The sequence below is a fragment of the Nostoc sp. 'Peltigera membranacea cyanobiont' 232 genome, assembly GCF_002245985.1.
Classification (GTDB): Bacteria; Cyanobacteriota; Cyanobacteriia; order Cyanobacteriales; family Nostocaceae; genus Nostoc.
In genome coordinates this window covers 1-23,795 of record NZ_NOLK01000063.1, presented here as the reverse complement: position 1 = coordinate 23,795, position 23,795 = coordinate 1, and the positions used below count along the sequence as shown (strand labels likewise).

The window sequence follows — 23,795 nt, the reverse complement described above, 5'->3', positions numbered from 1 at the left end:
GATTGGGAGTTGATATCGCAACCCTAACAAGAGAACGAGAAAATCAGAGTGAAAGTGAATTTGAAATTTGGTGTCGTCGCAAAGACCCAAGCCCGGTGGGGTGGCGGTTTAACTCAAATTCGGGGCTTTATCATCCAGTGAAGTAAATGGTGATGGGTTCTGCGTAAGCACAGCTATAAGTGCATTATTAAAAAATCCTGGTTTGCTAGGTAGAATGACGCAACTGCGTGTCTCGCTCGAAGGGCGAAATCCGCCATCTGCTCTTCGAGTGGAATCTAAAAGTGGGAGAAGAAGCTGCGGGTTGCGCGATCGCTTTTGTTATCCCGACTAAAATCGCCATCCGGATCTGTATTACCAACACTTGCTTCAAACCAAATATTGTTAATTTTATTTACTTTTAAGAGCCATATTGTGAGTTATGTGGTTAAGGCGAGGGAAGATAATTACTTATGAGAACGCAGGTTGTGAGAATTACATTTCCCATAAGTGACAGCCATTTTGAGGAAGAGTACTTTTTTTGAGGGTGATTTTGCACGAAAACAGCGAGTGTATTATTTAAAGGTGCTGATAATTCTTCCTGGGTGGTTTTTATGAGTGTTCGGGAGAAGCAGGAGCAACAACTTGAATCTTCTTTATTGTTGGCGGCGCCTGTCCCGTTAACCGAACATCCAGCTCACGTTTATCTCAATTCAAGGTTAAGTCCTGGTTCCCGTCGGGCGATGCGGGGGGCATTGAATACGATAGCTTTCGTAGAACTTTTATATCAGAACTTTTCGATGCTGGAGTTGATATATCTACAATTCAGCAGCTAGCTCGCCACAGTAATGCTAACCAAACCACTCGCTACGATAGACGCGGTGATGAAACGAAACGCCGTGCTGTACAGAAATTGAGTATTCCTAAAAAATAGTCATTTATTAGAGATTGGCCCAAACGTCATGCGTTTTTAAAAGGGAAGAGGGAACTGCGAGCAAGCACGTAGGAAAGCATATGAGCGAATGATACAACATACAACAAGCACAAAGTTTAGGTGCCGATGCTGTAAATAGAAAGTATTTGTACCAGTTCATAGATTAGCTCTCTTTCTTCGCACCCATTGAAAACCAAAACCCTTTGTTTACCGTAATTCCAGTAATATGAGCAAGCAAAAATCCATGTGGGAGGTGCCGCACTCAGTTCATTACTTTATTTAGATAAAATTTGAACTACGGAGTAGAGAGTTGATAATTGTAATTAAGGAACGCGCGACTTTGGAGCAGGTCGAGCAGATGCTAGAAACTTTGAGGGTTTATATCAAAGTCGTGGTAGATATTGAACGCGGTATATTAGCAGGAGGAGGAGAAAAACACGCTTGGTGCGAAGCTGTATTAACCCAAGTTGCTAGTTATAGGGAAAAGCGATCGCATTGGATCAATAAAGCAATAAAATCCCCTCCAGGAAGAAAGAGAGGAGGGGTGTATGTTAAACGAAATAATTGCCATTTATGCTATCACGGATGACTTGTTGAAAGCGATTGGGCATGATGAAGATAGTCGTCGAGTTGTGAGCGATGCAGAAATTATCACAACGGCTGTGTGTGCGGCAATGTTCTTTAACGGCAACCACAGTAAGGCTTGTACTTATATGAAAGAACATGAATTGATACCTAGCATGTTAGATAAATCACGATTTAACAGAAGATTACACGGGATTTTTATGTTAATGAACGATTTATTTCATCAAATGGGAATGATGCTCAAAGAAATTAGTGAGGATACGGAGTATCTTTTAGACTCATTCCCTGTGCCAATGTGTGATAATATCCGCATTTTTAATATCAAGTTAATTGAGTCAGAGCAATATAGAGGTTACATTGCATCGAAGAAAAGATACTTCTATGGTGTGCGAGTTCAATTATTAACAACTAAAACCGGAATTCCTGTGGAATTTGTGTTTTTACCTGGTAGCGCCTCGGATGTACGTGCCTTCAATGCCTTGCCGTTAAATTTACCACCAGATAGCGAAGTATATGCTGATTCGGCGTATACGGATTATACCGTTGAAGATGACCTGGAAGAAAGTAGTCAAATATTCTTAAAAGTAATGCGTAAAAAGAATTCACGACGTAATGACGAACCCTGGAATCAATATATTAAACAATCTACTCGACATTATATTGAAACTGTATTCAGTGGAATCACGGGTGTTTTCCCAAAATTTATTCATGCTTGTACTTTACAAGGGTTTTTACTGAAGGTTGAAGCATTTATTTTTTCATTTACCCTCCAAAAAGCATTTATTTATTGAGTTTGATATATTACATTTAATAATTCACTATTGAGGTGTTTAATTGAGTCAAAGTTGACGGTTGCGCTACGCGCAACCGTCAACCTGTGATGGCGATCGCATGAATCGACGGATGCAAAAAAATCTAAAATTTAATAACCCGCAACTTGGGTTATTAGAAACGAGATGATGGTCTCTCATGTAATCACAAGCTTGACTCTGATTGCCACCAAAGAACATTGCCGCAGTTATGACCGTTGTCATAATTTCCGCATCATTCATCTGTCTGCGACTATCTTCACTATGCCCAATCGCCTTTAGCAGATCATCGATGATAGCATAGACAGTAATTATTTCGTTTAGCATATTCCCCTCCGTTTTTTACATCTGGAGGGGATTTTATTGCACAAAACGATCGCCTGAATCAATAACTAGCAACTTGGGTTAGTAAAACATCATCGAAACCACCATCGGGGGATATCCTCAAAAAATCAGAAAAGAAACTTGAGGAAAATAATGAAGAGGGTGAGACGACAAAACCGAAGCCTGGAGGACAACCAGGACATCCAGGTAAAACTCGTAAAGGATTTGGAAGGGTAGATCGGTTTGAAATTTTACGTCCACAGTTTTGTGAGTGTTGTGGGATGACTGGTTTTTCACTCGAAGCGATAAAAGTTGAAATACAACAAGTTGCACAGTTAGTAGAACGCCCAATAGAAATAGTTGAATATCATCGTCATACTTGTGTTTGCCAGCAGTGTAATGTTTCCATTGCTGCTACAAATTTAAATACGATTGTGTGATGGAATTTCACCTTGCAGTTGGAAAAAACAAACTCTGTCCCTGGACGGAGAAAAGTCTAGAGCCTAGTAGCGAAGTTATAGAATCAGCAAATAATTTTATAAAAGTATTAGCTAATCATATTGTAGAGAATAACAGTAAAAGAGGTTTTAAAAAACACAACTTAAGTAAAAATGATGAAAACAAGGACACCCATATAATTATTTCAAATGATATAGTATCGTTTAAATCTCCTTCTGGAGTATCAAAGACTGAGTTTAAAAAGGTAAAATCAAGCAAATCAATTACAAAAACAAATCTACGTCCTGTTTATTTAATTGCACATCGATGTAATGATCCAAAAACTATTGAGACTGCTATCCAAAGTGGATGTAATGCTGTTGAATGTGATCTTAGTTATGATAAATCAAATATTAATTATGAAAAAGTATACGTGGATCATGACGGATATCCGACCACTACACTTACAGAATGGTTAGAAAAGGCAAAAATAGTTGCAAATCAGGAGCCGGAAAAGTTTGCTTTAATTATTTTTGACATGAAAATTACAACAGGAAATACTCACGCCGCCAAAACAGTAAAGAAAATACAGGATGAAGTTCGGTCTATACTTCCCAAAGACAACTGCTTGAATATAGTATTCTCTGTAGGAAAGTACGAGGATAGAGCAGTGTTTGATAATATTATTGGTGACCTGCAATCAAATGAGGGTGTCAGTATAGATTATAGTGATTATCCAAAACAAGTTGAGGAATACTTTTCCAGCAAAAATATGAAGAATCTGAATATATGGTATGGCAATGGGATAAATGCCGCACTTCCAGATCCAGGGCTATTTCTTCCGGGTAAAGGAATTTTTACCTCTATTAAAAAAGGAGCTGAATTACGCGACAGTAATAAAAAAATCAAAAAAGTTTATGTTTGGACATTAGCTAAAGAAAGTTCTATTAGACAATACTTTAATGAAGCAAAGGTTGACGGTATAATGATAAATGTACGTGAAACTCAAAAATATATTGGAGCAAAAATTACATCTATTGTCCTCGCCGGTGGACTTAAAGGAGGTCTCAAAACTATAAATGATTCAAATATTAGACTTGCGAAACGTAGCGATAATGCTTTTGACGTTTTCTAAAAACACAATTAAATAAAGAAATATAAGCTCGACATATTATTCTTCCATCACTCTCATAAGAGGCGGTAAATTCTGTAATTCCATTAGCACAGATGATAGATCCTTTTAATAAACCAGAAATCCCTGCATCTAATCCAGAACAGCAACTTAGAGGCGAAGAAAGTTTAACAGACGCTCAACGGCATAAGTTATTAGTTGAATGGAATAACACTACAAGAGAATATCCCCAGGATAAGTGCATCCACCGACTGTTTGAGGAACAGGTAGAGCGATCGCCTGATGCCATTGCGGTAGTATTTGAAGATAAACAGCTGACCTACCGAGAACTAAACGCAAAGGCCAATCAGTTAGCACAGTACCTACAATCGCTGGGTGTGGGCCCAGAAGTTTTGGTGGGGATTTGTGTAGAGCGATCGCTATACATGGTGGTGGGATTGCTTGGTATCCTTAAAGCCGGTGGTGCTTACGTTCCGCTCGACCCGGCGTATCCTATTGAACGCTTGGCTTTCATGTTAGAAGACTCCTCTGTACCAGTGCTGCTTACTCAGGCACAGCAGCTGGAGAAGCTTCCTCTACACTCTGCGCGTGTCGTCTGTTTGGATTCTGACTGGTCAGAAATTGCCCGACACAGCTCGGAGAACCCCATAAGCGAAGTGGCATCCGATACCTTAGCCTACGTCATATACACCTCAGGGTCAACGGGAAAGCCGAAGGGGGTTGCTGTTCCTCACCGAGCCGTGAACCGCTTGGCAATCAACACAAACTATATCAACTTAGAACCTCTAGATGTAGTTGCACAAGTCTCAAACTGTTCCTTCGACGCAGCCACATTTGAGATTTGGGGAGCCTTGCTTAACGGGGCGAGGCTTGTGGTGATTACTAAGCATGTAGCCCTTTCGCCTCAGGACTTTGCAGCCCAAATCCACTCGCTTGGTATTACCGTATTATTCTTGACAACCGCCTTATTCAATCAAATTGTGAGTGTTGTTCCGTCGGCTTTCCATTCGGTGCAACATCTTCTATTTGGAGGAGAAGCTGTCGATACCAGGTGGGTTAAAGAAGTGCTGAAAAATGGGCCACCACAGCGACTGCTTCATGTTTATGGACCTACCGAAAGTACAACATTCACCTCCTGGTACTTGATACAGGATGTTCCACAAGGTACTACAACCATTCCCATTGGTCGCCCCATAGCCAATACGCAGGTTTATTTGCTAGACGAAAAGTTACAACCTGTACCTATTGGTGTTCCCGGAGAATTGTACATCGGTGGAGATGGTCTGGCGCGGGGTTATCTCAATCGTCCCGATTTGACTGATGAAAAATTTATCCCCAACCCATGGAGCAATCAACTAGGTTCGCGCCTGTATAAGACTGGCGATAAGGCACGCTACCTAAGTGACGGCAACATCGAATTTCTGGGTCGGATAGATAACCAGGTCAAGATTCGTGGCTTCCGCATCGAACTAGGAGAAATTGAAGCAGCACTTTTGCAACATCCAAAGGTGCGGGACGCCGTTGTTATTGTCCGGGAGGATACCTATGGCGACAAGCGCCTAGTGGCTTATATCGTTAGTCAGCCACAAATCTCTACAGCGCCTGCGATTCCAGGGGACTCGTATGCCGAACACAATTCGCAGTGGCAAACACTCTACGAAAAAACTGATAGTCAGACCCTTACCCATCACAACCAGAATTTTAACATTAATCAACCGCTACAGGGTAAAGTTGGTCAAAAGCTGATTCCACTCCTACGCAGCTTCTTACAAGAAAAACTACCCGATTATATGGTGCCAAATGCCTTTATGCTGCTGGACACCTTGCCGCTGACCCCCAACGGCAAAATTGATCGCCACTCGCTGCCAGTGCCCAACTTCACGCGACTAAATCTGCCAGAAAATTTTGTCGCACCGAGTACGCATGTTGAAAAGGTGCTGGCAGAAATTTGGTCCCAAGTGTTGGGCGTCGAGCAAGTCGGCATCTACGACAAGTTTTTGGAATTGGGCGGACATTCTTTGCTGGCTATTCAGATAGTAAGCCGATTGCGCGACATCTTAAAGGTGGAGTTACCTGTGGATAGCTTGTTTGGCTCTCCAACAATAGCCGAACTGCTTGAGCGCATTGAGTACGAGTGCGATCTATTGCCTTTTAAGCAAGCTCCCCCCATCCAAAGAGTTTCTAGGAACCAAAACTTGCCTCTCTCATGGGGTCAAGAGCAACTGTGGTTTCTTGCACAATTACAACCCGATACTCCTGTTTATAACGAACCCTGCACCATTCGCTTTCCCAGAGCGATTAACATAAATGTCCTAGACAAAGCCCTCAACGAAATCATTAAACGTCACGAAAGCTTGCGAACGCGCTTCCTCACGGTGGATGGACAACCCGTTCAGGTTATTGCTCCACCCGACACCTTCAATTTAGCAGTAGTCGATCTCAGGCAACTCCCGCAACAGGAGCGCGAGGCTGAAGCTTTGCGGCTAGCTACAATAGATGCCAAACAGTTATTTAACTTAACAACAGGTCCACTGTGGCGAGCTACGTTGATGCAACTAGCAGACGTTGACTACAGGTTATTTCTAACTTTTCACCACATCGTAATCGACGGTGTTTCCATATACAACGTATTCCTTCCAGAACTAGCGACACTCTACAAAGCTTTCTCGACCGGCAAACCCAGCCTACGGCACGCTACGCTAACGTCATTGGCAGAACTGCCTGTACAATACGCCGACTTTGCTGTTTGGCAGCGGCAGTGGCTTACACAAGAGATTCTGGCTCGTCCGCTTAACTACTGGAAGCAGCAGCTAGCCGACTTGCCTGTACTACAGCTGCCTTATGACCGTCCGCAACCCGCTATTCCAGCCTTCCGGGGTGCAAGGCAATGTCTGGCGCTATCCAAAAATCTGATTTCTGCGCTTAAGGTTCTCTCGCAGCAGTCGGGGGTCACGCTCTATATGACGCTGCTAGCGGCATTCAAGACCTTGCTCTATCGCTACACTGGCTCCTTCGATATTGTTGTAGGTACTGTTAGCGCGGGGCGCAATAGATCAGAGATAGAGGGGACGATTGGGTATTTCCTCAAGACCTTAGTAGTGCGTACCGATCTGTCGGGAAACCCTAGTTTCCTTAAGCTACTGTCTAAGGTGCGGGAAGTAACCCTGGAGGCTTATGCCCATGAAGAATTGCCCTTCCAGGAGCTAGTAAAAACGCTTCAGCCTGAGCGAAACTTAAGCCAAAACCCCCTATTCCAAGTGGCATTTGTTCTGGAACCTCCAATGCCATCTTTGAACTCGGGCTGGAGCGTGAGTCAGTTGGATATCCAAACCGACACGGTGAAGTTTGATCTGACCCTTGAACTAGACGAAAGACCTGAGGGGATTGTCGGTCGCTTCAAGTACAACATAGATTTGTTTGAGGCTGCCACTATCTCGCGAATGATAGAACATTTCCAGACGTTACTGGAGGGAATTGTTGCTAACCCTATTGCGCGAGTTTCACAATTGCCTCTACTAACAGAGCGAGAGCGACACCAGCTATTAGTAGAGTGGAACAACACCACAAAAGAGTATCCCCAAGATAAGTGTATCCACCAGTTGTTTGAAGAACAGGTAGAGCTTACGCCTGATGCTATTGCGGTGGTTTTTGAAGATAAACAGTTGACCTACCGCGAGCTGAACCAACAAGCAAACAAAATAGCACATTACTTGAGAACTCTAGGTGTAGGAGCAGAGGTACCGGTAGGCATTTGTGTTGAGCGCTCTTTAGAGATGGTAGTGAGCCTGCTGGGCATCCTCAAAGCAGGTGGAGCTTACCTACCCCTCGATCCGGCATTACCTAAAGAAAGTTTAGCCTTCCGATTGCAGGATGCTCAAGTCCCAATCCTGTTGACGCAAAAGGGACTCCTCAAACGTGAGTCGGCTCAAGTGCAGACTGTATTGTACTTGGACGCAGACTGGGAACTAATTGCCCAAGAATCCGATACGAATCCCAAAACCGAACTGATACCGGAAAACTTAGCTTACGTCCTCTATACCTCTGGTTCTACAGGTCAACCTAAAGGCGTTGCGATCGAGCACAGGCAAATCCTGAACTACTTGCACGCCATCTTAGACAAACTGCAACTGCCAACAGGTGCCAGTTTTGCAACCGTTTCCACCTTCGCTGCCGACTTAGGCAACACCGCAATTTTCCCAGCGTTGTGTACGGGGGGCTGTCTGCATATCGTATCCCAAGAGCGAGCCATTGACCCCAAAGCCTTAGCAGAGTACTTTGTGCGCCATCCTATCGACTGTCTCAAAATTACCCCCGCCCACCTCGCTTCTCTCTTGGCATCCGCGTCTGAGTCTATCCTGCCGCGCCAATGTCTAGTCTTAGGTGGTGAAGCGGCAAGCTGGGACTTAATTGAAAAAATTCGACAATACGCCCCCAACAGTCGGATTCTCAACCACTATGGACCGACAGAAACCACGGTTGGCGTACTTACCTATCCTGTCAGTAACAAGCCAGCCAGTTATAACTCTAAAACTGTTCCTATCGGTCGTCCCATTGCTAACACGCAAGTTTATATTCTCGACCGCCATCAGCAACCAGTTCCCATCGGCGTACCGGGTGAACTACACATTGGTGGTGCTTCCTTAGCACGAGGCTACCTTAATCGCCCGGACTTGACAACTGAAAAATTCATTAACCCATTTAGTGGTAAAACCAATATCCGCCTCTACAAAACCGGCGACCTGGCTCGTTACCTAAGTGATGGTAACATCGAATTCCTCGGTCGGCTGGATCGTCAAGTGAAGATTCGCGGCTTCCGCATCGAACTGAGCGAGGTTGAGACAGCGATCGCTTCTCACCCAGCAGTGCGAGAAACTGTAGTCGTGGTGCCAGAAGATATTCCGGGTCACAAATATCTGGCAGCCTACATTGTCTCTAACCAAAAAGAAGCCTTCACCAGCAGTACTTTACGCGATTTTCTCAAGGAAAAACTGCCCAATTATATGGTGCCTGGAGCATTCGTAATGTTGAATGCCCTGCCACTCACACCGAACGGTAAAATAGATTGTCGCGCCCTTCCACCCCCCGAGCCAGTCAGGCGCTCTCTTTCTTTGGAGATGCCGCAAACCAAGGTAGAGAAACTCATTGCTGATGTTTGGCAGGAAATTCTTCTCATAGAAAAAGTTGGGCTGGATGACAATTTCTTTGATCTGGGAGGACATTCTTTACTATTAATCAAAGTTTGGCAGAAACTACAAACAATTTCTAGCAAAGAAATATCAGTGGTAGAGATGTTTAAACACCCAACTGTCAGAGCGTTGGGACAACTCTTAAGCGAACAGAAATCCCGAACACCAGATGATGCGCCCAAATCAAAAGCAGAACTAGCCGAACTCCGCAGGAGCAGTCAAGATTCCGTGAACCAACGAAGGAATATTAGGCAACAGTATCAGTCGCAGAAAAAACAGTGAATCAGGAGCAATGGAGATGAGGAATTTTTCTCAAAATGAGATTAGAGAATCAGATTTAGCAATTATTGCCATGTCTGGCCGTTTCCCAGGAGCGAAAAGTATAGATGCCTTTTGGGAAAATTTGCGTTCTGGGGTCGAGTCCGTTTCCTGGTTCTCCGATGAAGAACTCCTTATGAATGGAGTTCTTCCAGAACTGCTGCAAAACCCCAACTATGTCAGGGCTAGCCCCGTGCTGGATGACATCGAATTGTTCGATGCCAATTTCTTCGGCTTTAATCCCAAAGAGACCCAGATACTTGATCCGCAACAGCGCCTTTTTTTAGAATGTGCTTGGGAAACCTTGGAACAAGCTGGTTATGATGCCCAAACCTATGCGGGGTCAATCGGCGTTTATGCAGGGGTAGGTGCAAGTGATTATCTACTCAAAAATCTTTATCTAAATCCGTCTGTCTCCAGGACAGTCAGCACATATCAATTAAGACTGGCTACGAAAAATGATTTTCTACCGACAAGGGTAGCCTACAAGCTAAACCTCACCGGACCAGCAGTAAATATTCAAACAGCTTGTTCAACTTCCTTAGTCGCCGTACATATGGCTTGTCAAAGTTTGCTAAATGGCGAGTGCCACATGGCTTTAGCTGGTGCTGTTACTATCAGAATTCCCCAAAAGGAGGGTTATTTATATCAAGAGAGTATGATTTTATCCCCTGATGGTCACTGTCGCACCTTTGATGCCAAAGCACAAGGAACCATTGGTGGCGATGGTGTGGGTGTTGTCATGCTCAAGCGTGCAACAGATGCTCTAGCAGACGGAGATTATATCCACGCCATCATTAAAGGTTCCGCTATTAATAATGATGGCACGAACAAGATAGGGTTTACAGCGCCCAGTGTTGAAGGTCAAGCCGCAGTGATTGGGGAAGCACAGGCGATCGCGGGTATAGATGCGGAGACAATTAGCTATATAGAAGCCCACGGTACAGGAACAGAACTTGGCGACCCGATTGAAATTGCTGCCCTCACCAAAGCGTTCCACAACAGTACCAAGAAAAAACACTTCTGCGCCATTGGTTCGGTGAAGACGAATATCGGACACCTAGATACAGCAGCCGGTGTGACGGGTCTAATTAAGACAGTTTTGGCTCTTAAGCATAAACAAATCCCCCCAAGTTTACACTTTGAGACCCCCAATCCTAAAATTGATTTCGCCAACAGTCCCTTTTACGTCAACACGAAGCTGTCGGAGTGGAAAACCAATGGCGCACCTCGGCGAGCTGGGGTAAGTTCGTTCGGTATTGGGGGAACGAATGCCCATGTTGTGCTGGAAGAAGCCCCTGTTTTAGAAAAGAAGATAGGAGACAAGGAACAACAAACAAGACCAGCACAGCTATTAGTCCTATCTGCTAAAACGAGTTCCGCCCTAGAAGCAGCAACGAACAATCTCACCGAACATCTTAAGCAACATCCTGAATTAGATCTGGCAGATGTTGCTTATACCCTGAGTGTTGGTCGTCATGCTTTTGAGCATCGGCGGATTCTAGTTTGTTCTGAGTTGGATGAGGCAATAACAACGCTTCCAGAACAAGTTTTGACAGGTTATACAAAATCCTCAATCCCTTCAGTCATCTTCATGTTTTCCGGGCAGGGTTCTCAATATGTCAACATGGCACGGGACATTTACCAGAGTGAAGCCGTCTTTCGCCAACAGGTCGATTATTGTGCAGAACTACTGCGACCAGAATTAGGACTGGATTTGCGCCACATTCTTTACCCAGATTCTGATAAAATGGACGAGGCAGCCCAACAACTGCAACAGACAGCGATCGCTCAAAGCGCCCTGTTTACCATTGAGTACGCTTTGGCTAAATTATGGGAATCCTGGGGCATCCAGCCGCAAGGATTCATTGGTCACAGTATCGGTGAATACGTCGCCGCCTGTTTAGCGGGTGTTTTCTCCCTTGAAGATGCCTTGTGCTTGGTCGCAGCACGCGGACGAATGATGCAGCAACTTCCCCCGGGAGCAATGCTTTCGGTACCTCTCGCCCCGGAAGCACTAGAAGCGCTCCTTGGAGGAGAACTTTCAATGGCTGCGATTAATGAGCCATCCCGCTGCGTGGTTTCGGGGTCTATGGAAGCAGTTGCCAATTTGCTTCATCAGCTTGGCGAGCAGGGGATTGAGTGTATCCGCTTGCGAACCTCCCATGCGTTCCATTCTCAGATGATGGAACCCATCTTAGAGCCGTTTGCCAAACTGGTACAAAAAGTTACCTTGCGTTCACCGCAAATCCCTTATATTTCCAATGTTACGGGGACGTGGATTACTGCCGACCAGGCGATCGACCCCCACTATTGGAGTCAGCACCTGCGATCGCCAGTACAATTTGCCCGTGGAATTGAGCATTGCTTGAAAACACCGGATAGCATCCTGCTGGAAGTGGGACCGGGGCGAACCCTGAGTACCTTGACTAAGCATCATCCCAGCAAGGAAGCCAACCAGCTAGTCCTGACATCGCTGCGTCATCCACAAGAAGTGCGATCGGATATGGCATTCTTACTTACCACCTTGGGACAGCTTTGGCTAGGTGGAGTAAAGGTGAATTGGTCTGGATTCTACGCTAACGAGCAACGTTATCGAGTCCCATTACCAACATATCCCTTTGAGCGACAGCGGTACTGGGTTGATTCACAAAAGACAAATAATCGGGAACACTTGCAGCAAAACTTAACAGTGCCGCAAGTTTGGAACTCTGTTGTGGAAGCAGGTCGCATCCAGGCTAGTTCTGAAATCTCGAAATTAAGAAATTCCACAGAACAAGCAAAGAAAGAGTGTTTAGACCGTCTTTCTATTGCTTATATGCTCGAAGCTTTGAGAGGTCTTGGTGCTTTTAGCAATCCGGAAGAAAATTACTCAGGTGAAGAATTTTTCGCTCGGTTTCAGATTCAGCCTCGCTACCATCAATTGGTATCTCAATGGCTATCTCTATTGGTAAAGCAAGGCTATCTCCAGCTTGATGGCAATCAGTTCATCAAGCTTGTGCGACTGACCGAAGATATTTCAACTATTGTAGAGGAAGCCAAGATTAAATGGGCATCTCAACCTGAACAACTAAATCTTCTAATGCGCTGTGGCAAAAATCTTGTTTCTGTACTTACTGGTAAAGAAGAGCCGTTAGAGTTCTTTTTTAGCGAAGGTTCTTTCAATGTCTATGAGAATATCATTGAAGAGTCGGTATCAATTCCCTATTACAACGGGATCTGGCAAGCTTGTTTGCAACAGGTAGTTAATTCATTACCACCACAGCGTCAGTTAAGAATTCTAGAAGTTGGGGCCGGTTCTGGCATCACGACATCGGCGTTACTCCCCATATTGCGACCGTCGCAAACGAGCTACACTTTTACAGATGTTGGATCTGCCTTTCTCCGGCGTGCTAAACAGAAATTTAGTGCCTATCCATTTGTTGAATATCGCCTACTGAATATTGAGCAGCCTCCCCAAGAGCAAGGGTACGAACTCCATAAATTTGATGTAGTGGTTGCAACGAATGTGTTGCATGTTACCCGTAATATGGGAGAAACCTTAAAACACGTCCGTTCTTTGTTGGCTCCTGGTGGCATTCTCCTGATTCAGGAAATAACAGAAGCGGAATTAGACTTTTACGTCACCTATGGCTTGCTGATGCAACCCTTGTCGGATGGAGAACGCCATCCAGCTAATCCCTTTTTATCAACACAACAGTGGCATGAAGCCTTAAGCAAACAGGGATTTGCTGAGGTAGCGATTTTTCCAGAAATTCACGATCTAACAGAGCATATTTTAGTTGCTCGGGCAACTGCAACTCCTTCAGGTCTTTTCCCCTCAGCCTTCACGGAATTGGTTGAACCCAAAGCAGCGATGCCTGCGGCGGGCGAAGCCATTGCACCGCTTGATGAAGTCTCATTGTCCAAAAAACCAGACATTGCTGACTGGTTCTATATTCCATCTTGGAAACGCAACTTGTTGCCTACCCCAATGCGACAAGTGAAATCATCCTGGCTATTCTTTGTCGATTCTTGCGGTTTGGGGAACCAACTGGTTGAGAAACTGAAGCAGGCTGGCGAGGACGTAACTGTTGTTAGAGTGGGAGAGCAGTTTACCAAGTACGATGCGAGTTTGTACACTGTTAATCCCAGACAGTCCGATGACTACGATACCTTACTCAAGGAGCTTAGGACATCAGATAAAATTCCAACTCATATTGTTCATTTGTGGAGTGTCACGGAAAATAGTTTTATAGAATCGAGACTTGAATGGGTTGAATTAGCTCAAGATTTAGGATACTATAGTCTGATATTTCTAACGCAGGCGCTTGGAAAACAGAATTCAACGGATGAGTTGAAACTCACGGTTATCTCCAACGGCATACAGGAAGTAATCGGCGAGGAGTTGTTGTATCCGGAAAAAGCCACAATGCTTGGACTAATTCGGACAATTCCACAAGAATATCCAGACATAACTCCTCTTAGTATTGATGTTGTTCTTCCTCAACCAGGAAGCGAAAGTGAGCAGAAACTTATAACCCATTTGCTGAACGAACTGCAAACAACATCCTCAGAGCAGGTAATTGCTTATCGAGGTAATCATCGTTGGGTGCAAACTTTTGAACCTATTCGATTAGATAAGTCGGAGCAAGGGCTACAAAGATTGAGGGAAGAAGGAGTTTATCTGATTACAGGTGGACTTGGAGGTATTGGACTGATTCTGGCAGAACATTTAGCTCATACTGTACGAGCTAAACTGATTTTAACAGGTCGTTCGGCTTTTCCCGACCGTTTTGAGTGGGAAAAATGGCTCAACACTCATGACGATCGCGATCGGCTGAGTCAAAAAATTCGGAAGTTACAGGAACTGGAGAAACTAGGAGCCGAGGTTTTGGTGGTTTCTGCTGACGTAGCCAACTTTGAACAAATGCAAGGGGCGATCGCCAAAGCCTTAGAAGGTTTCGGCAAAATCAATGGCGTTATTCACGCTGCTGGTGTTCCGGCTGGTGGAGTCATTCAGCTAAAAACACGAGAAATAATGGAAGGCGCTTTCGCCCCCAAAGTCAAGGGCACACTGGTTCTCGATAGTATCTTTAAGGACATGCAATTGGATTGGTTTGTCCTGTGTTCATCACTTTCCTCTTTTGTGGGAAACTTTGGACTAGTAGACTATTGTGCAAGCAACGCCTTTCTAGACTCTTTTGCTCATTATAAGACTAACCGAGATGGTACAAGAACCGTCTCTATCAACTGGGATACTTGGCAGGAAGTGGGCATGGCAGTAGAAGCAGCGAAGCTCTGGGCTTCTCGCACAAAGTTTTCCCCCACTCACTTAACAGAAGAAACAGTTTCTTTTTCGGAGAAGTCTTTTGGGACAACCACGCCAACACCCTTATTTCAACCACACCTTGAGTATGGGTTATTGCCCGCAGACGGCGTAGAGGTTTTCCACCGCATTTTGTGTAATTCAATACCTCAGGTTCTCGTTTCGACACAGGATTTAGAGATTGCAATAAAGCCAGCCAAGGGGAACACAAGACTTAAGCAACATCAGGATTTAGAGGAGTCTGTGGACTCCCAATCAAGAAGTCCACGACCAGCATTGACAAATGCTTATGTGGCTCCGAGAAACGAACTGGAGCAAACAATTGCTCAAATTTGGCAAGATTTTCTGGGTATTGAGTTGATCGGAATTTATGATAATTTCTTTGAGTTAGGTGGAGATTCCCTTTTAGGGATTCAGCTGACTTCCAAGTTAAGCGCAACTTTACAAAAGAAAATTTCTATTAATAGCCTCTTGAATGCTCCTACCATTGCTGCACTGGCTGAATTCATTGGAATGACGAATTCTTCATCTTCTCTTGCTAAGAAAAAGAATCAGCTCAAACGCTCCTCTTTGTTAGTGGAACTTCATAAAGGTAGCAGCCAAAAACAAGCATTCTTTTTAATTCACTCTAGCAATTTCTTTATCCCATCTAAGAGTTCAGCCTCAAATTTGAGGCGGAAGACTTCGGAAGTATTTTGCCAGCAGGGAACTACATTCCCTGACTTTTGCAAAACTTCTCTAACTGACTGGTAGCATTTTTCAGCCAAATTTTTCACAGGTCTAAATCTCCATTTTGTCACTTGGAAACTTGGATTAGTGTTCTTGCCACATCCACGATAAGCATTGCCGCTCCAAACCAGCAAGCAAACATTAATAGGAAGGAGCCTAAAAGTTTTAGCCTTCCCCAGGGGTAGCCATACAAATCATCGTAATAGGCTATAAAGGTCGATGGCAGGGATAAACACCATTCGCCCAATTCTTCTAACTCTTTGATAAATTTTTGGAGATCCATGTAATGAGAGCTAAATTTTTAGCAGAAAGCGTATCTAATCATGCCAGTGGTAACACAGTAGTCAATTTAGCTCCAGTCCTTAAAAGCACTGAAGAGAACAAATCCTTCTGGCAGGCGACACCTAGCGGCAAGCTAGAGATGTGTATCACCAATCCCAACGCAACAGAATTTTTTAAAGCAGGTGTTGAGTATTACGTTGACTTCACTCCAGCAACTAGTCAAGAGTCAACTTGAAGACAACTTGGAGTTAAGTCAGAGACAACTTGTAGTTCAGTGGACACGATCGCAGTGTCCACTGGATACTTAACTAGTTTTGCTCATGAACTGCGATCGCTCTCGATAACTCCCTAAATAGAAGGTTTGCAACTTTAGACATCAGCTTGTTTTGCAAATGTTTGCCATTGAGCAGCTGTTTACCTGAGCCGTCAACATTCTTTTTGAGTGTTTCTTTATAAAGAGCAATCTCGTTACTTATGGGATTATTGGGCAGCCGCCCATCAACCTCAACCTTCGTGATCACATGTTGCCAGAAGTTCATGCGACAAAGGGCACTGCCGGCTCCTTTTTCAACTAACTTGTCGCCGGATTGTTCGAGAACGGTTCCCATGCCTAACCTAAGCTTGAAAGCGTCCCTTGAACGGTTGCGTTTCACCCTCTTTATGTCACCGGGTGAGAATTTGACGACAGATTTGCCATTTTCACGGGTAACTTCTTTCTTTTTTACTTCTCGCACCTCTCGCTCAATTAACTGTTTGCCATTACTGAGAAATGCTTCAAACGGGTAGATACGACTCAAGAGGCGTGCGCGAATTCTCAGCCCAAAATTAAACTGATCAAAAATCGAGTTGTAAATCTTGAACTGCTCATCATTGACCAGCGACTTGAGTTTTACTTCTAGTCGCTGCTCCTCGATGTCGATATCGCAAAGCCAATCAGCATGAAGTCTGATAATTGGATCTATGTCTAGCCCAAATTGAACTGCTATTGATTCCAGGTATTGTCTGGATATGGATTTATAGCTCTGTGGGTGTACCTCCAACTCCCTTTCGGCAAGCCAACCCCATAGCGGTGGAACGTTGCCTAACTTGGTGCTTTGAGTTTGGCTGTGTGCCTTTTCTGGAAATTGCCACGCTAGAACTTGGCGTGTGTAGTTGACGATCGGTGATTGAACACGATTGAGATGTTCAAGCTGTTGAACCAATTCTCGCACTTCGTCAATCGGCTGTGGTCGGTGCATTAGAAACTGGCGTGGGTTGAGTTCACCAGATTCTAAATAATTTTCTTGATCCACGGCGTAGGCAGCCATAGCTAAAGCGTCAGCTTCATCAGATTTATTGGGTAAGTTTTTACCTCCACGGTAGCGACGCAACTCAATGTGCCCAACCCAAAGAATTTTAATTTCTAAGCTTTCCAGAATTCTTGCCCATAATCTAGAGTAATGATTTCCTGTTGGCTCAAGGATTGCCACGTCAGGTTTATTTTGTGTTACATAATCAGCAAAGTCAAAAGCTGATTTCTGCTTGCTTTTGCGCTTGGGACTGGAGTAGAAACTAGGGAATAAACTCGACGCTTTAGTTCGGCTTTTTTGCCAATAGGTCTTCAATCCACCGATGGGGTATTGTGTTAAAATATGACAAGTTACGCTTGACTTACTAACATCAACTCCCAAGGATATAATCGATTCAATTGTCATGGTTCTGCTTGCTAATTGGGGGTATTTAAAATTCGTGTTCCTACCACGAATAATTGAAAAGCCCAGTTTGACGCTTGAATCCCCTAACACCCCACAAATTTGGGGCGCGATTCACTCTTAACGCTGGGTTTAACCCGGTAGCTTTAGGAAAGGTGCGCTTGAATAAGACAACACCCCATGAATGGAGGTGCGATTCATCCTTAACGCCCCACTCCCTAAAAACAGTGGGGCGGATTGCTTTGGACACAATCCGCGACGGTGGCATTCTCTGCCACCGTTTCGGCTACTGTGTCAGGTAGCCCGCGCAAGAGTTGCGCGATCGCAATTACGATTCATCAGGCGGTTATTTCGTCATCCAGAGACTTAACTATTTCTTGAATTCTTTCAGTAGATAATTCACGGTATTGTTCGCTAGCTTTTGCCCCTACATACGCTTTCCAGTCTTCTATAGTTTCCCCAGTTACTTTGGCAAGAAGTTGTATCGCTACTCCCATTGCTAAAGTATTTAAAATATATAAATCCTTGGGTAAAATAACGGACTCATTCATTGATGGCTTACTCATCGTCATCTGAATAATTTGTTAAGTGATTTTCGATAACTTCTTCTAGTTGCTCTAAAGCTGGCTCTAGTATTTCTTTGAGCTTTTCATCAGTTGTGTTGTCTGCCAGTTCTTCACTAGAGATAAATTTCATCCCGGCATCAATTTTGGTTTTGATAGTGTGCAATAATTGCCAGACTTCGTAATAGTCCCAATCTGGATCTGGTTGAGAGATATTTAAATTATTCATAAATTTCATCGTCCTCAAATTCGTCATCATATCCAACTAATGAATATGAGTTTTCTGGGTCAATAATGTTAAGAGCATCGGTGAATGCTCGCCACCGAAAGAGCGGGTACGCCATCGCGTTAATACAAACGCGATCGCTAAAGACTTCAGTTAAAATTCCGACTCGGCAGACGGCGAATCAAGCAAATCTATTGGTTCATCAAAAAATCCGCTCTCGTCGTCATCGCCAAGATAGATGCTGTAAACTGGCGCTGCCGTTTCGCCCTTTAGTATCCAGTGGTCGGTGTATCCGCCATCCTCAAAAGGGATGCGGGAAGGCAAGTCAATCGGTGGCGAATATCCCAGTCTTAATGCGGCAATTTTAGTCCGCAAGCTTAAACGAACGAAAGTTACTACCGTGAGTGGATGCTGGTATATACCAGCTGGCCCAAACAGCCCTGATTCAAAAACGGTTATGGTGTAACGCTCAAATATCATTGGTCTGTGATATTTTTACTTGTTGGAATCGATTTATTTGCGATCGCGTTAATACAAACGCGATCGCAAATAAATCAGCTATCCTTGGGTAACTCCCTGGGGTCGATCGAAAACTACCTCAAATATCCCTTCTCCCTGGCGAAGGATGCTGGTGTAAGCATCCGCATCAGTTCGGGTACGAAATCGATAAACGCAAACATTTTCACCACTGGGCAAGCGTCGGAAAATTGCCCACGGTCTTAATTGCTCGGAGTAAGTCATAATCTAAAATCCAAATTGTGTAAAAAACACCAGCGAAAGCTTTCAGCCCGCTCTGGCAACTTCCTTATAAATTCAGAGACATTATTGTGATTAGGTTATTGCTTTATAGGCAGTTCCTCCACTGAAAGGCTTTGACCGCAACGGATTTGATTAGTCAGCGCTTCAAGTAATCCTTCTCGGTCGTGTAACGGCAATGAGCTATTAACTTGATGCCCAACCACGTAAATTTCATCCCGGCAGCGCCCAGGAGCTCGATCGCAAAGTTGAGTTGCAAGAGCCGAAATCAAAAACAGCTTCTCGTGTCTGGTCATCAGTTCAAAAGTTGGTCCGTACTCCGACTGGAGGGATTCTAGTAAGGAGCCGTCGTTAATTGTGTAACTCGTAAAATGTCCTATTGGCTTTGACAATTGGTAAAATCTCCTTAACATCAAATTTTTGTTTGCTGGCGTTAGCAAAGCTCGCCGCAGGCATTGCTCCACCGGACGGTATCGATCGCCTTTTCAATTTTTTAGATTCCCTCCTCCTCGTCTTTGTGTGATTTGATTTTGATGAGCATTTTGTGATTGGCAGGGGCAAGAAAGCTAATAGAAAATTCTTGTCCGAGGCTATCTTCTACAACTACCAGCGCTTTGCTTGGGTATTTATTTATTTCGTCAAGTAGTTCTTTAACGGTCACTTTGTTAGCTCCCTTCCTCTTCTGGCTCGTCGTCCACCTTTTCGCCGATGACGATAATTGCTGTGTTGCCTCTAGGGTTGAAGCTAACGATCGCAAATTCCTTGTAGTCAACGTCTACTATGTCTATCACTGAGTCAGCCGGAAATTGTTGCAGCTTTTCAATCAGTTCTCGAACAATCATCCCTCCTCCTCTGGTTCACCGTCTTCGGTTTCGCCGATAACGATAGTTACGCCGTCATCTCCAGGATGGAAATCAACGATCGCAAATTCCTCATCATCAACGTCTTTGATGTTTACCTTTGTCGCACCAGGGTAGTGCTTCAGGTTTTCAAGTACTTCTAGAACTGTGGTTGTCATGTGATTTTAAAGTAAGTGTGCAGACATCAAAATATCACCGCGCGGTAAACTCGTTACCGCGTTAGCGTAGCTCGCCGTAAGCATCGCTTCTTTGGTGATTTCAAAGTGGTTCCGCGCAAGGTCAAGGCACGGGTGATTGCTCCAGGGGCAGCGCGAGGTCTAGGCGTTGGGGAGCGAATTTTGAGTTTCCTATGTGAGAAACTAATGATATATTAATCATATAGAAAACTTCGTGTCAAGAGTTTTCTATATGATGATTAGTTTTCTATATGTAAAATAGGCTTAATGTTGTGAACACTAGGCAAGATGGCAAGACCGAAAAAATTACCCCCGGACGCAAAGAACGTGTCGATGTTTATCAGTCAGAACGAGTGGGAACTGTTCAATGCTCAGGCCAAAGCGAGGGGCTTGAGCAGGGCTGGGCTAATCTCGAAAATAGCCACAGGGGAGATCAAGTTGGGGGAAGCCGATACAGAAATACTCCTATTGGGAAAATCCTTCAGCACCTTGAACTAGTTGAGCGAGAACATATTGAATATGTTCACGCCCATCAATCTAGGCTTGAGGCGCGACTAGATGAAAGTAAAGCGAGAGAAGAATCATTCAATATCGCTGTATCAAATTTAAAACAGGAAATTTATAACTTAGCTACTCAGCCTGAGGAAAAGCAATCTTCCACTGAGACAACAGACTAAAACCGTCCTGCCTACTGTGGCTAGGGCGGTTTTGTTTTGCGTAGCTTGCCGCCGCAGGCATCGCAGTGGGGTTGAGGGGGTTGGGTGCGATCGCAAACGAGATGCGATTTTGTACAAAATCATCTACCGCCGGACAAAAAATTGCGATCGCAGTTGACCAATGACTAATGACTAATGACCAATGACAAGAGACGAAGCACAAGAACTAATATCCCTTGAAAAACCTTGTTTTTACACAGGCAAATTCAAATACTTGAGAAACCAGCGCTGGTACATCAAGGAAGTAACACAACAGGGAGCGATAGTTAACTCAACACCAGGAAAGCTGGATTATAACGAGTCTCACGTCTTGGGACTGAGACATTTAATTACCGAAGAAGAATGGAAATCGCACCAAGGGCGCGATGCCTACGGCGGCAAGCTACGGAAATGACCTAAAAAACCAAAAAGCCACCAGAAGATTTAGCGATCGTGGTGGCTCTCTGTGAGAATAACTAACAATATCATGACAGAAAATACTCTAAAAATCAATCTTTCGTGGACAGAAGAACACGAAGCATACTGTTACAAACACCATATTCCACCTGCTGCAAAAACTCTCTGGCAGTGGCTAATGAGGCAAGGGTATATAGGTTCGGAGATTGAGCCAGATTTATCAGAATTTAACGCCACAGTCGCAAAGTCAAGAGGTAAAGGATACTCACATAATTACCTCAAAAAGATATTTGAAATACTGGTATCATGCCGTGTTTTACAAGTAATTAAACAATATTCTTGGAAGATAACCAAGTTACTTGTAAGACCTCTGTCATGGTTAAATCCACCCAAAAAGGTGCGAGAAAAAAAGTCACAAAACCATAACTCAAGTTACGATTCACAGCCCTCAAATGATATCTCAGCCGAACAGGGGTTAAACAGCAGCAGCAATACTCTTACTCCTACAACCGCCGAATTTGAGGAGTTAGAAAGACAACACGAGATACTTACAGCTTGCGCTGAGTATGAAATATACTTTGACCCAAATAAACGAACAACTAGACAACTCTTTGAATTTGATGTTGAAGATGTCCGATTAGCTCTTAAGCACTTTGTTAAACGTGGTGGAAATCAATCAATTAACAATCCCCAAGGATGGTTAATCAACTGTTTGCGTAACTGTTACTGGCAAGACGCAACGCTTAAGTTATCTGAATTTTTGCAAGCTTTAAAATCTTGGTTCCCTAGCACCCTCCCAAGGGATTACTAGGGAATAATCGCATAAAAAAAACTGCCCTCTTTTGAGAGCAGCGACCATATAACCAGTTTGATTATGAATCAACCTACACTTTTTGATTTAGAAGCTTTTACACTTTCTTCAGTCCCTATTCCCCTTTACGATCCTGCCTGGGATGAAGTAGAAACTGCTCCTGAACATCCCCAACCAGAGCAGAGGTGGAATCCTGCCGACTTTGGGGAAGCGCCTCGCAAGTTAAGTGACAACGGACAACTGACAATTTTCTTTGATGACACCGACGAGCCACCAGACCCAGACGATTATCAAAATTTAGATGATTATCATCAAGCCTGGGGCGAATGGGAAATACTTGTTGGGGGGCAAGTTTCACAGGGTACAAAACCGCACACCGCAGAATCACTTGTTGGGGAGCAAGTTACAACTGATACTAAAAAATCTGCCCCCCAACACGATACCCACTGGGTAGAGCGGTACTGGGTTCAACGATCTGGTAATAAATATTGGTATTTTCGGTATTGTTGGATGACGGGCCGCAAGATCGGCCGGCTTTACCTGGGTAGCGTGAACAGCGTCATCGCCAAACGCAAAAAGGCAGATGTAGAAACTGCGATCGCAGATGGTGCAACTTCGGCTGAGATTCGAGAGTTTTTAAAAACAAATATAGTTTTTAAAAACAAATAATTTAGTCCCTCAAGAGTTCGGGCGATTCCTTTATCAATTTCTGAAGCTTCCGCAGTTCATCCCAGGCGCGAGCGGTAATATCCGGTTTAGTAAATTTCTGGGTAGACCGATAATTCTCACATCTCCAATGAATGTAACGGTCAATGACTTGTAAAAAATCCCCTGGCAGTAAGGGGATATTTCGAGATTCATCAAATATCAGCTTGGAATCTACCGCTCTAGCGTAAGCCAAAACGTCATCCTTCAGCACAATTGGTACACGTATTAAAGTTGTCTTGCCACCGTTCCAAGTGCTGCGCGATTCCCAAGTTGTGCGATTCCGTCCCATGCATTTGTATAAAGTGCCGTGTTACACGGCAATATTACCATTCCCCATTCCCCATTCCCAATGACCAATGACCAATAAAAAACGATCGCGCTGAAAATTGCGATCGCAGTTGTTGCATTATTCTGTGAATAAACATCTACTGGTTTGAGCTTATCTGCCCCAACTGTGGTTTGTCACAGGTTTGGGTAAAGCCGATCGACCTCATCCCATGCCTGGTTAGCAAGATTTTCTAAGGCCATAGCCAAATACAAAGGATGGTCATATTCCCCTTGCTGCAAGCGCTCAAAGAAAATCTCAATTTGCAGGAATAGGAGTTTGGCATTCATAGAGTTGCGATCGCGCTTTTGACTTCATCAAGTTCAACATCGATGTAAGGGTCAAGCCCTTTGTTATCACGGTGTCCGGTGATTTTGCGAATCACATCCTTGTCAACAGAATTTTTCCGCAATCGGTTTACTAAGCTCCGGCGGGTGCTGTGAGTTGAGATTCCCTTAGCACTCATTCCCGCCTTTTCGGTGGCCCGCTGGAGGATGGCGTAAGCATTCCGCCAAGAAATTGGTTTTGTGCCGCACCGTGAGGGGA

25 protein-coding genes and 2 pseudogenes are annotated in these 23,795 nt (G+C 44.2%); 12 read left to right on the top strand and 15 right to left on the bottom strand.

Annotated features, from left to right (window positions below; all coding sequences use genetic code 11):
* Positions 1-1,220: 1,220 nt before the first annotated feature.
* Together CDG79_RS20665 and CDG79_RS20660 are read left to right on the top strand one after the other, a co-directional pair.
* Entirely contained in the window at positions 1,221-1,499 is a 279-nt protein-coding gene (locus CDG79_RS20665) for a DUF5674 family protein (protein WP_094343796.1), read from the top strand.
* The gene (locus CDG79_RS20660; RefSeq protein ID WP_094343795.1) at positions 1,459-2,286 is read left to right on the top strand and encodes an IS982 family transposase; all 828 of its coding nucleotides are present in this window, start codon (positions 1,459-1,461) and stop codon (positions 2,284-2,286) included. Before CDG79_RS20665 ends, CDG79_RS20660 begins: the two co-directional genes overlap by 41 nt.
* 153 nt (positions 2,287-2,439) lie before the next feature.
* Here the strand turns inward: CDG79_RS20660 and CDG79_RS20655 are convergent.
* Positions 2,440-2,631: pseudogene (locus CDG79_RS20655) on the bottom strand (IS982 family transposase); the annotation flags it as partial.
* A gap of 80 nt (positions 2,632-2,711) precedes the next feature.
* Between CDG79_RS20655 and CDG79_RS43890 the strand changes: the two are divergent.
* The 4 genes and pseudogenes from CDG79_RS43890 to CDG79_RS45535 form a co-directional block, all read left to right on the top strand.
* Positions 2,712-3,044, top strand: a pseudogene (locus tag CDG79_RS43890) (IS66 family transposase); the annotation flags it as partial.
* Between the two features lie 23 nt (positions 3,045-3,067).
* Entirely contained in the window at positions 3,068-4,201 is a 1,134-nt protein-coding gene (locus CDG79_RS20645; protein ID WP_094343794.1) for a hypothetical protein, read from the top strand.
* A 92-nt stretch (positions 4,202-4,293) separates the two neighbouring features.
* Positions 4,294-9,666, top strand: a complete 5,373-nt coding sequence (locus tag CDG79_RS20640; protein ID WP_094343793.1) for a non-ribosomal peptide synthetase — start codon at positions 4,294-4,296, stop codon at positions 9,664-9,666.
* A 16-nt stretch (positions 9,667-9,682) separates the two neighbouring features.
* Positions 9,683-15,763 (top strand): type I polyketide synthase, encoded by a 6,081-nt coding sequence (locus CDG79_RS45535; protein ID WP_143855530.1) that lies wholly within the window; start codon positions 9,683-9,685, stop codon positions 15,761-15,763.
* Positions 15,764-15,806: 43 nt separating this feature from the next.
* Here the strand turns inward: CDG79_RS45535 and CDG79_RS20630 are convergent, their stop codons facing one another.
* Positions 15,807-16,022 (bottom strand): hypothetical protein, encoded by a 216-nt coding sequence (locus tag CDG79_RS20630; RefSeq protein WP_094343791.1) that lies wholly within the window; start codon positions 16,020-16,022, stop codon positions 15,807-15,809.
* Positions 16,023-16,025: 3 nt separating this feature from the next.
* Here CDG79_RS20630 and CDG79_RS20625 point away from each other — a divergent pair, with 3 nt between their 5' ends.
* Positions 16,026-16,256, top strand: a complete 231-nt coding sequence (locus CDG79_RS20625) for a hypothetical protein (protein WP_094343790.1) — start codon at positions 16,026-16,028, stop codon at positions 16,254-16,256.
* A 73-nt stretch (positions 16,257-16,329) separates the two neighbouring features.
* On the opposite strand, the gene CDG79_RS20620 is transcribed toward CDG79_RS20625, so the two are convergent.
* A complete protein-coding gene (locus CDG79_RS20620) occupies positions 16,330-17,715 on the bottom strand; it encodes an IS110 family transposase (protein ID WP_094343789.1) in 1,386 nt (461 codons plus the stop codon).
* Between the two features lie 158 nt (positions 17,716-17,873).
* Here CDG79_RS20620 and CDG79_RS43875 point away from each other — a divergent pair, with 158 nt between their 5' ends.
* A complete protein-coding gene (locus CDG79_RS43875; protein ID WP_223278230.1) occupies positions 17,874-18,014 on the top strand; it encodes a hypothetical protein in 141 nt (46 codons plus the stop codon).
* A 36-nt stretch (positions 18,015-18,050) separates the two neighbouring features.
* Here CDG79_RS43875 and CDG79_RS20615 read toward each other — a convergent pair whose 3' ends face one another.
* The 9 genes from CDG79_RS20615 to CDG79_RS20590 all read right to left on the bottom strand — a co-directional run bounded on the left by CDG79_RS20615 (position 18,051) and on the right by CDG79_RS20590 (position 20,275).
* A complete protein-coding gene (locus CDG79_RS20615) occupies positions 18,051-18,263 on the bottom strand; it encodes a hypothetical protein (protein WP_143855528.1) in 213 nt (70 codons plus the stop codon).
* A gap of 7 nt (positions 18,264-18,270) precedes the next feature.
* Complete coding sequence (locus CDG79_RS20610; protein WP_094343787.1) at positions 18,271-18,504, bottom strand: hypothetical protein; 234 nt, start codon at positions 18,502-18,504, stop codon at positions 18,271-18,273.
* On the bottom strand, positions 18,497-18,619 hold the full coding sequence (locus CDG79_RS44885) for a hypothetical protein (protein ID WP_262985813.1): 123 nt from the start codon (positions 18,617-18,619) through the stop codon (positions 18,497-18,499). Before CDG79_RS44885 ends, CDG79_RS20610 begins: the two co-directional genes overlap by 8 nt.
* Before the next feature lie 35 nt (positions 18,620-18,654).
* Positions 18,655-18,981, bottom strand: coding sequence for a hypothetical protein (locus tag CDG79_RS20605; protein WP_094343786.1), 327 nt, complete (start codon positions 18,979-18,981; stop codon positions 18,655-18,657).
* A gap of 78 nt (positions 18,982-19,059) precedes the next feature.
* The gene (locus CDG79_RS20600; protein ID WP_094343785.1) at positions 19,060-19,242 is read right to left on the bottom strand and encodes a hypothetical protein; all 183 of its coding nucleotides are present in this window, start codon (positions 19,240-19,242) and stop codon (positions 19,060-19,062) included.
* A gap of 95 nt (positions 19,243-19,337) precedes the next feature.
* Positions 19,338-19,649 (bottom strand): hypothetical protein, encoded by a 312-nt coding sequence (locus CDG79_RS20595; protein WP_143855527.1) that lies wholly within the window; start codon positions 19,647-19,649, stop codon positions 19,338-19,340.
* Between the two features lie 101 nt (positions 19,650-19,750).
* Positions 19,751-19,918, bottom strand: coding sequence for a hypothetical protein (locus tag CDG79_RS42520; RefSeq protein WP_189525063.1), 168 nt, complete (start codon positions 19,916-19,918; stop codon positions 19,751-19,753).
* Positions 19,919-19,922: 4 nt separating this feature from the next.
* Entirely contained in the window at positions 19,923-20,099 is a 177-nt protein-coding gene (locus tag CDG79_RS42515; protein ID WP_189525062.1) for a hypothetical protein, read from the bottom strand.
* Positions 20,096-20,275, bottom strand: coding sequence for a hypothetical protein (locus CDG79_RS20590; RefSeq protein ID WP_094343783.1), 180 nt, complete (start codon positions 20,273-20,275; stop codon positions 20,096-20,098). The genes CDG79_RS42515 and CDG79_RS20590 overlap by 4 nt, the downstream gene beginning before the upstream one ends.
* Before the next feature lie 290 nt (positions 20,276-20,565).
* On the opposite strand from CDG79_RS20590, the gene CDG79_RS20585 reads away from it, so the two are divergent.
* The 4 genes from CDG79_RS20585 to CDG79_RS42510 all read left to right on the top strand — a co-directional run bounded on the left by CDG79_RS20585 (position 20,566) and on the right by CDG79_RS42510 (position 22,885).
* Positions 20,566-20,970 (top strand): hypothetical protein, encoded by a 405-nt coding sequence (locus tag CDG79_RS20585; protein WP_094343782.1) that lies wholly within the window; start codon positions 20,566-20,568, stop codon positions 20,968-20,970.
* Between the two features lie 181 nt (positions 20,971-21,151).
* Positions 21,152-21,403, top strand: a complete 252-nt coding sequence (locus tag CDG79_RS20580; protein WP_094343781.1) for a hypothetical protein — start codon at positions 21,152-21,154, stop codon at positions 21,401-21,403.
* A 72-nt stretch (positions 21,404-21,475) separates the two neighbouring features.
* Positions 21,476-22,216, top strand: a complete 741-nt coding sequence (locus CDG79_RS20575; RefSeq protein ID WP_094343780.1) for a hypothetical protein — start codon at positions 21,476-21,478, stop codon at positions 22,214-22,216.
* A 63-nt stretch (positions 22,217-22,279) separates the two neighbouring features.
* Complete coding sequence (locus CDG79_RS42510) at positions 22,280-22,885, top strand: Arm DNA-binding domain-containing protein (RefSeq protein ID WP_189525061.1); 606 nt, start codon at positions 22,280-22,282, stop codon at positions 22,883-22,885.
* A 1-nt stretch (position 22,886) separates the two neighbouring features.
* Here CDG79_RS42510 and CDG79_RS20565 read toward each other — a convergent pair whose 3' ends face one another.
* The 3 genes from CDG79_RS20565 to CDG79_RS20560 form a co-directional block, all read right to left on the bottom strand.
* Positions 22,887-23,213, bottom strand: coding sequence for a hypothetical protein (locus CDG79_RS20565; protein WP_094343779.1), 327 nt, complete (start codon positions 23,211-23,213; stop codon positions 22,887-22,889).
* A gap of 173 nt (positions 23,214-23,386) precedes the next feature.
* The gene (locus CDG79_RS42505; protein ID WP_189525060.1) at positions 23,387-23,539 is read right to left on the bottom strand and encodes a hypothetical protein; all 153 of its coding nucleotides are present in this window, start codon (positions 23,537-23,539) and stop codon (positions 23,387-23,389) included.
* On the bottom strand, positions 23,536-23,795 hold a 260-nt coding region (locus CDG79_RS20560), incomplete at its 5' end, for a tyrosine-type recombinase/integrase (RefSeq protein WP_145982902.1). The genes CDG79_RS42505 and CDG79_RS20560, both read right to left, overlap by 4 nt.